Source organism: Streptomyces sp. NPDC031497, assembly GCF_055580905.1.
On sequence record NZ_JBVIKO010000044.1, the window covers coordinates 41203 to 48644 of the forward strand.

Here is a 7442-nt window from a genome sequence, read left to right on the forward strand (position 1 = left end):
CAGCGGCGCGCGCTCACCCGGTGTGTGCGTCGGCCCTGCTGCTCGCCGTGACGGTCCCGGTGCCGTCGTCGGCCAGGTCCCGCCGCCGGGTCTCCTTCGCCGCGGCCACCGCGACCAGGGTGAGCAGGCAGGCCGCGATGACATACAGGGCGATCGGAGTCGAGCTGCCGTAGGCGGACAGGAGCGCGGTGGCGATCAGCGGCGCCGGTGCCCCGGCGGCGACGGAGGCGAACTGGGCGCCGACGGAGGCGCCGGAGTAGCGCATCCGGGTCGCGAACATCTCGGAGAAGAAGGCGGCCTGGGGCGCGTACATGGCGCCGTGCAGCACCAGACCGACGGTCACCGCCAGCACCAGGTATCCGAACCGCCCGGTGTCGACCAGGGCGAAGAACGGGAACATCCACAACCCGATCCCGGCCGCGCCCAGCAGATAGACGGGCCGCCGTCCGACCCGGTCGGACAGCGCGCCCCACGCCGGGATCACGGCGAAGTGCACCGCGGAGCCGATGAGCACGGCGTTCAGGGCGGTCTGCTTGGAGACATCGGCGGACGTGGTGGCGTACACGAGGATGAAGGCGGTGATGACGTAGTAACTGATGTTCTCCGCCATCCGGGCGCCCATCGCCACCAGCACATCCCGCCAGTGGTGCCGCAACACCGAGACGATCGGCGGCTGTTCGGGTGCCCCGGCACGCCGCCGGGCCTCGGATCGTGCCAACGCCTCCCGGAACACGGGCGATTCGTCGACGGAGAGGCGCACCCACAGACCGACGACGACCAGGACACCGGAGAGCAGGAACGGGATCCGCCAGCCCCAGCTCACGAAGGCGTCGTCCGACAGCAGGGCGGTGAGCAGCGACAGCACACCGGTCGCGAGCAACTGCCCCGCCGGCGCCCCGGTCTGCGGCCACGACGCCCAGAACCCGCGTCGGCGCGCGTCCCCGTGCTCGGACACCAGCAGGACGGCGCCGCCCCACTCACCGCCGAGCGCGAACCCCTGCACCAGCCGCAGGAGGGTCAGCAGGACGGGCGCGGCGCTGCCGACCGTCGCATGCGTCGGCAGCAGTCCGATGGCGAAGGTCGCACCACCCATCAGCAGCAGACTCAGCACCAGCAGCCGCTTGCGCCCCAGACGGTCCCCGTAGTGTCCGAACACCAGCGCCCCGAGCGGCCGGGCGGCGAACCCGACGGCGTAGGTCAGGAACGACAGCAGCGTGCCGACGAGCGGGTCGGAGCCGGGAAAGAACAGCTTGTTGAAAACGAGGGCGGCCGCAGAGCCGTACAGGAAGAAGTCGTACCACTCGATGGTGGTGCCGATGAGACTGGCGGCGACGATGCGGGGGAGGTGGGCGGATGGTGGGGGAGCGGAGGGTGCCTGGGATGCCATGTGCGCCACTTCCTTGTGTGCGGTGGGGACGGGTAGGTGTCGCACACGGTAGGAAGATGCAGGTCAGGGGCACATGTGGTGGGGCAACATAGTTCGATGGTTGGCTATGCGTGCGGCCACCATGCCGGCTCACGGAAGGGCGGTTCATAGGTTCGAAGATGGTCGAAACGAGTGCTGTCCGGGACGCACAGTTCGGGGTGATTTGACGGTGCGGTGCTGACTCCCGTGCTGGGTTGGTGCTGACTGCGCTCCGTTGAACTCGGGCATCTGGGATTGATCGGCTCAGAGTCGTTGCGTGGCAGGTGACCGGGCTGAGAGACCGAGGCCTTGTCGCTCAGCCGCCGTGGGCATGGGCAAGGTGCTGCGCCTGGGCGCGGTGCGCGTTCGTCCCAGCAGATTCTTCGTCTGCATCTCGCGGTAGCCCGCCGGCAGCGGCTCGGGGGCAGCGGTTCCGTCCTCGGTGGCCAGTTCCAGAATGGTCTCGCGGGTGATCTCCAGCCGTTCCAAGGTGCGCTCGGCGGAGGCGAGTTGTTCGGTGAGTTCGGTAATCTGCTCACGCAGCCGTCCGACGTTCTCGCGCACCAGCCGCTGTCGGGTCTCGAGCTTGTCCAGGAGCTGTCTCACCGGGTACTCCCGCTCGCCTGGGCTGCCTCGCGCCGGGTCGGGGTGGCGGTGCGGGTGAGTCGGCGGAGCATGACGTCGCTCATGGACCGGTGGATCATCGCGACCGAGCTTGCCGGCCGTGTTTCGTAGTCCCGCACGAGTCTGCGGTGGAGCATGAGGGTGCCGAATGTCTGCTCCACCACCCATCTCTTCGGTTCCGGGGTGAACCCTCTTGCCGCTGGCCCACGTTGGACGATCTCCACGTCCATGCCGTGGCGGGCGCCGTGCTCGACCACGGCCTGCTTGAACCTGGCATCCACCCAGCTCTTGGTCACCGTGGGTGCGCTGGCGGCGACCTTGTCCAGCAGGGCGATGCCGATGGTGTTGTCGTGCACGCTCGCGGCGGTCACGACCACGGCGATGATCAGGCCCAGGACGTCGGTGGCGATGGCTCGCTTGCGGCCCGGGCTCTTCTTGCCCGGATCCAGCCCGGTCGTGTCCTTCGGCGCGTTCACCGAGACCCGTCCGTCTGCGAGTCCAGGACGACGGCGGTGGGATCCTCGTGCAGCTTGCGTATCACGCGGGCCTGCCAGCGCAGCAGGTCGTGGACGGTCTCGGCGGTGCCGTCATCCCGCCACAGAGCGAAGTAGTAGTACACCGCGCTCTTCGGCGGCAGGTCGTGCGGCAGATGGCGCCACTGACAGCCGGTGCGGGCCTGGTACAGGATCGCGTTGACGATTTCCCGCATCGCGTACTGGCCCTCGTTGGGCTGGGAGGAACATCCCCGCGGGTGCGGGGAGCAGGGGTCCCGCCTCCGGCGTGGTTACTTGTCACCGACCACGTCCCGGACACACCACCAGCGGGTGAGAAACCGTTTGAAGGACGGAGACGGAAGCACGGGCCCCTGGGGCGGGGCGGATCCGTGCTCCGATGATGCCGCTGCGAGCCGTTCCGGCTCGGGCCATAGACCTGTTGGTGTTAGCCCAGCACGCGGAAACGTTCATGAAGACGGCTGACAAGGGGCCCGCACATGACCGAACTGCCAAGCCAGCGCGCTGTACCGATACCCGCGCAGTCCGCGGTGCAATGGGCTCCCGGTTCATCGGGGAACCCCATCGAGATCCTCGATTGGCTGGAAGCCGAGTTCGCTCGCCGATGGCCGGACGGCATGACGGGGTTGGACGCGGTGCACCGGTACGCGATGATCCCACCGGGCAAGCTCTTACGGCCGTTGCTGGTAGTGCATGCGGCACTGACGGTGGGCGGGGAACTGAGCTCCGTACTGCCGGCTGCCGCCGGGATCGAGGGTGCACACGTCGGCAGTCTGATGCACGACGACATCATCGACCGCGACACCCAGCGGCGCGGCCGAGCAGCCGTGCATGCTGCTTTCGGACCCGCGCAGGCCATCGTCGCCGGCAACGCCCTGTACTTCTCCTGGTTCGCGGCGCTCGCCGAGTGCGCCGACCGCGGAGTGCCCACCGACCGCATCGCGCGCGCCCTGGCGGTGCAGGTGGGCGCCGGGGTAACGATCTGCCGGGGCGCCTTCGACGAGCTGGCGATGAGAGGCGGCCTGGACCGCTCCGTCGACGACTACCTGGCGATGGCCCGGGACAAGACCGCCGCACTCATGCAGGCGGCCTGCCGCATCGGCTCCATCCTCGGCGGAGGCGACATTCCCACCACGGACCTGCTCGGCGCCTTCGGTGACCACCTCGGCATCGCCTTCCAGATCCGCGACGACCTCCTGCCCTATGACCCCGCCATCGCTGGCCTGACGGGCAAACCCGCCGACAGCGACCTGCGCAACCACTACGCCACCCTGCCCGTTCTACTCGCCCACCAGCGAGCCGGCCCCGCCGGCCGCGCCGCCCTGCGCCACACCCTGCTCAACGAAGCCGACCCACAAACTGCACTGCGCCGGATGCGAGCCCTTCTGGACGAGACGGGCGCCCTCGAAGCCTCACACGCGATGGCCGACCACCACGCTCAACTTGCGCGCGATGCCATCTCCCAACTCCCCGCCACCGCGCACACCCACGCCCTCTCGCTCCTGACCCGGCCCCCGAGCGAGACGACCCGGCGGGCACCGGCATGAGTGTGGGCACGCTGCCCGCCACCGCCCTGACCGACTCGCCCGCGCGTTCACGGGCTCCGGGCGCTGGGCCTCCCGGCCCGACCAACCTCGACGGCGCCTCGCCGACAACTCCCAGAAGTCTGACCTGGAAACCCCGCGGCCCAAGAGACACACGCGAGGAGAGCACCGTGACGAACCCCGAAGCGCCGGACAGCGCATTCGCCAAGCTCCTGGCCTTCTACAGCCCGCTCATTGCAGAGGTCCACCCCAACGCGGAGCACCTGCGAGCACGCACGCACGCATGGGCGCGGCAGTTCGATCTCGGCGCTGGCAACACCCGGCTAACCACGATGCTCGCCCAGACCGGAGCTGACTTCACCGCGCACGCGCTTCCGCATGCGCCCATAGAGATCGGGCAGGCATTCTCCGACTACAACGCGTGGGCCTGGTTCCCCAGCGAGTTCGCTGGCTCGGGTCGACCGACCTCTGATGTCGTAGCTTCGCTGGCCCGCTGGGAGCGCACCTTCCGTTCACCGAACTCTTGGCCGGATGCCACCGCCCCCGCCGACATCGCCATCCGTGACGTGTGCCTGCGTATGCGGAGTCTGTTGACCCCAGTGCAATGGGAGCGTTTCGCTGCGGGCCAGTGCCAGTGGCTCTACCACATGGCGTGGGAGGCCAGCCTTTTGGAAAGGGGTGCCGATCTCTCGGTCAACGACTTCCTGGCCATGCGTATCGGGTCCGGTGGGGCAAATGCTGCAGCCGCCTGCATGGACGCGGCGGAGGGCATTGAACTCAGCGAGCAGCAATGGCTCCGTCCCGCCGTCCGCGCGGCTGCCGAGGCCAGCATGCTCGCCAGCGTCCTGGACAACGATCGCTACTCCTATCTCCGGGAGCGTGATCTCCCGGTCAAAAAGCTCAGCCTGTTCGACGCGATCCGCCACGACCATCCCGACTACACCTTCGAGCAAGCCGTCATCAAGGCCGTCGCCATCCGCGACCGCATGATGGCCCTGTACCTCCAGCTACGCGAGGAACTCCTCGCGGACGGCGACGACGACCTCGGCCGCTACCTGACCGGGCTCGACCGCATGGCCAGCGGAAACATCAACTTCGCCATGACAACCGGCCGCTATCTACTCCCCGACTCTCCTCACACCGTCACGCGGGTGGACAAGCCCAGCGACCCCAGCACCGCACCACTCCCTTACCCGACCATCGCCTGGTGGTGGGGGACCTCCTCCCGTGGTGACCGTTAGCCCGCTCAGGTGACACCTGCTTGCGCTGGTCGACCCGGTCGACGACACCTACCGCCGGCTGATGAACCGGCAGCTCACCGTGCAGGAGTCCCGCCACCGCCTCGCCTGCGCGATCTGCCACGGCGGCCGCGGCCAGATCCGCCAGGCGTACCGCGAGGGCCAGGAGGACCAGCTCGCCGCCCTCGGCCTCGTCCTCAACGCCGTCGTCCTGTGGAACACCCGCTACCTGGACGCCGCCGTCGCCCAGCTCCGCGCCGAGGGCCACGACATCAAGGACGAGGACGTCGCCCGCCTCTCTCCGCTCAAGGACCGGCACATCAACTTCCTGGGCCGCTACCTGTTCGACATCAAGGCCAGCGGCCCCGGCCAGGGCCTGCGCCCGCTGCGGGACCCGGATGCCGTCGAGGACGGCGAAGACGAGGAGTGATGGGCGACGCACCCGACCTGTCGGGCCGTTCGTTTTCGAAGCGGAGGTCCCGCGCAGATACCCGGGACCGGTAAGACAAGAGGACACCATGGCCCGCACGAAGGTCCGGCCGCTGGGCCGGTGCACCTGCTGGTGAAGACGGCCGGGAATACGCGGTGTCCGGGCCCTGTGGCGACCTGCTGCCGGTGGACGGCTTCACCCGCTCCCGCCGCGCCTGACCCGTCGGCGGGGGCCGGTCCTCGCCGCCGCGGTAGACATCTTCGGGGTCTCTGACCTGGCCAACTTCCTGCGCAACCAGCCGGAATTCGTCCGGCCGGCCCTTGCCGCCAACTGGTTCCGCTGGGTCGGCGACCCCGCGGATCCGCAGCAGGAGGCCGACATGCTGGCCCGCTCACCGATCAGCCGGGTAGACCAGGTCCGTACACCGCTACTCATCGCGGAAGGCGCCAAGACGTTTCGGCAAGAGTGCCGGCCCCGAACACCAGTTCACCACGAAGTTCCAGCACACCGGCGCGTCGATCTGCAACCGGCCGGGCAGGCCGCCGGGAGCGCCGTCCGATCCGCGTGCGGAGTGCGTCAGGAACGTGATGGGGCTTGGAGCTCTTCGCGCCGCTTCACCCATCCTTGGCCTGTCCTGTCTCCTGGCGGGGCAGGGCCAAGGCCGTGTCCGGTTCGGCTGCCAGCCGGTCAGGTGAAGCCAATGCCCAACTCGCGGGTGGCCAAGCAGTGGTGCAGGTGGGCGCCGTCGTCGTGGTGTCGGAGGGAGACGCGGCAGTTTATTTCGAGGAGGCCCAGAACGGGCACCCCCCTGCCGCGACGGCGCAGCACTGATCAGCTAGGGCTACGACCTCGTACGCGCCGACGGCTGTGTTGAAGTGAACGTGGTCATCAGCGAGAGGGCCCTGGCCGTGAGCCTGGTAGGTCAGAGCGGGCTGCATGCAGCGGGATCCGTCCGGAAAGGTGCGAGACAGCACAGATCCCGGGCGCCTACCGACGCCCGGGATCCGAAGTGGTGCGGCCTACTTGGGCCTGATCGCGTCCTTGGCCTTCTCCTTGGCCGCGCGCAGGTCGCCCTTGGACTCCTCGGCCTTGCCCTCGGCCTTCAGGGACTCGTTGCCGACAGCGCCGCCGACGCCCTTCTTGACTTTGCCCTCGGCCTGCTCGCCCTTGGCCTGAGCCTTCTCGTCCGCAGCCACAGCCACTCACTCCTGCCTTGCTCGGAATTCACGTACGCCCTCCGAGTCACCCCTGGCAGCATTTCCAAACCTGACGGCCCGCGGCACAATCAGTCGCAGCCACCGGCGTTATAAAAACTATATAAGATCCGTAGGAGTGGAGATCGATTCGCGGGACACACGATGGCTCGGAGGTTGATAACTATGGTTCCCGTTCTGCTTGTTCTTCTTCTCGCTCTGATCCTCTTCGGCGCCGGTTTCGCACTCAAGGCCCTGTGGTGGATCGCTGTCATCGTGCTGATCGTGTGGGTCCTCGGGTTCGTGATCCGTCCTACCGCCAGCGGTGGCAAGCGCGGCCGCTGGTACCGCTGGTAGACAGTCTCTAGCAGCACATTCACCAGGGGTGGGGGGGGGGGGGGGAGGGGGGGGGGGGGGGGGGAGGTGGGGGTGGGGGGGGGGGGGGGGGGGGGGGGGGGGGTTTTTGGGGGGGGGGGGGGGGGGAAAAAAAAAAAAA

At 68.5% G+C, this 7442-nt stretch carries 8 protein-coding genes and 1 pseudogene; 4 read left to right on the plus strand and 5 right to left on the minus strand.

Annotation, left to right across the window (positions count from 1 at the left end; all coding sequences use genetic code 11):
* Positions 1–13 precede the first annotated feature (13 nt).
* The 4 genes from ACZ5K7_RS46500 to ACZ5K7_RS46515 form a co-directional block, all read right to left on the minus strand.
* The gene (locus ACZ5K7_RS46500) at positions 14–1387 is read right to left on the minus strand and encodes an MFS transporter (RefSeq protein ID WP_468924359.1); all 1374 of its coding nucleotides are present in this window, start codon (positions 1385–1387) and stop codon (positions 14–16) included.
* Between the two features lie 282 nt (positions 1388–1669).
* Positions 1670–2011 carry a hypothetical protein gene (locus tag ACZ5K7_RS46505; protein ID WP_468924362.1) on the minus strand — a complete coding sequence of 114 codons (342 nt, stop codon included), beginning with the start codon at positions 2009–2011 and terminating at the stop codon, positions 1670–1672.
* Complete coding sequence (locus ACZ5K7_RS46510) at positions 2008–2505, minus strand: transposase (RefSeq protein WP_468924365.1); 498 nt, start codon at positions 2503–2505, stop codon at positions 2008–2010. Before ACZ5K7_RS46510 ends, ACZ5K7_RS46505 begins: the two co-directional genes overlap by 4 nt.
* Entirely contained in the window at positions 2502–2738 is a 237-nt protein-coding gene (locus ACZ5K7_RS46515) for a transposase (protein ID WP_468924368.1), read from the minus strand. Before ACZ5K7_RS46515 ends, ACZ5K7_RS46510 begins: the two co-directional genes overlap by 4 nt.
* A 282-nt stretch (positions 2739–3020) precedes the next feature.
* Between ACZ5K7_RS46515 and ACZ5K7_RS46520 the strand changes: the two genes are divergently transcribed.
* From ACZ5K7_RS46520 to ACZ5K7_RS46530, 3 genes and pseudogenes are all read left to right on the plus strand, one after another.
* The gene (locus ACZ5K7_RS46520; RefSeq protein ID WP_468924371.1) at positions 3021–4088 is read left to right on the plus strand and encodes a polyprenyl synthetase family protein; all 1068 of its coding nucleotides are present in this window, start codon (positions 3021–3023) and stop codon (positions 4086–4088) included.
* Positions 4089–4255: 167 nt separating this feature from the next.
* Positions 4256–5326, plus strand: a complete 1071-nt coding sequence (locus ACZ5K7_RS46525; protein ID WP_468924374.1) for a terpene synthase family protein — start codon at positions 4256–4258, stop codon at positions 5324–5326.
* A gap of 13 nt (positions 5327–5339) precedes the next feature.
* Positions 5340–5753, plus strand: a pseudogene (locus ACZ5K7_RS46530) (Tn3 family transposase); the annotation flags it as partial.
* Between the two features lie 1019 nt (positions 5754–6772).
* On the opposite strand, the gene ACZ5K7_RS46535 reads toward ACZ5K7_RS46530, so the two are convergent.
* Positions 6773–6949 (minus strand): CsbD family protein, encoded by a 177-nt coding sequence (locus ACZ5K7_RS46535; protein WP_351712835.1) that lies wholly within the window; start codon positions 6947–6949, stop codon positions 6773–6775.
* 183 nt (positions 6950–7132) lie between these two features.
* On the opposite strand from ACZ5K7_RS46535, the gene ACZ5K7_RS46540 reads away from it, so the two are divergent.
* On the plus strand, positions 7133–7303 hold the full coding sequence (locus tag ACZ5K7_RS46540) for a hydrophobic protein (RefSeq protein WP_164369086.1): 171 nt from the start codon (positions 7133–7135) through the stop codon (positions 7301–7303).
* Positions 7304–7442: the final 139 nt, after the last annotated feature.

Bases quoted from the DNA above. Each gene is read 5' to 3' on its own strand.
- ACZ5K7_RS46500 (WP_468924359.1), bottom strand. From the start codon at position 1,387: ATGGCATCCCAGGCACCCTCCGCTCCCCCACCATCCGCCCACCTCCCC.
- ACZ5K7_RS46515 (WP_468924368.1), bottom strand. From the start codon at position 2,738: ATGCGGGAAATCGTCAACGCGATCCTGTACCAGGCCCGCACCGGCTGT.
- ACZ5K7_RS46520 (WP_468924371.1), top strand. From the start codon at position 3,021: ATGACCGAACTGCCAAGCCAGCGCGCTGTACCGATACCCGCGCAGTCC.
- ACZ5K7_RS46540 (WP_164369086.1), top strand. From the start codon at position 7,133: ATGGTTCCCGTTCTGCTTGTTCTTCTTCTCGCTCTGATCCTCTTCGGC.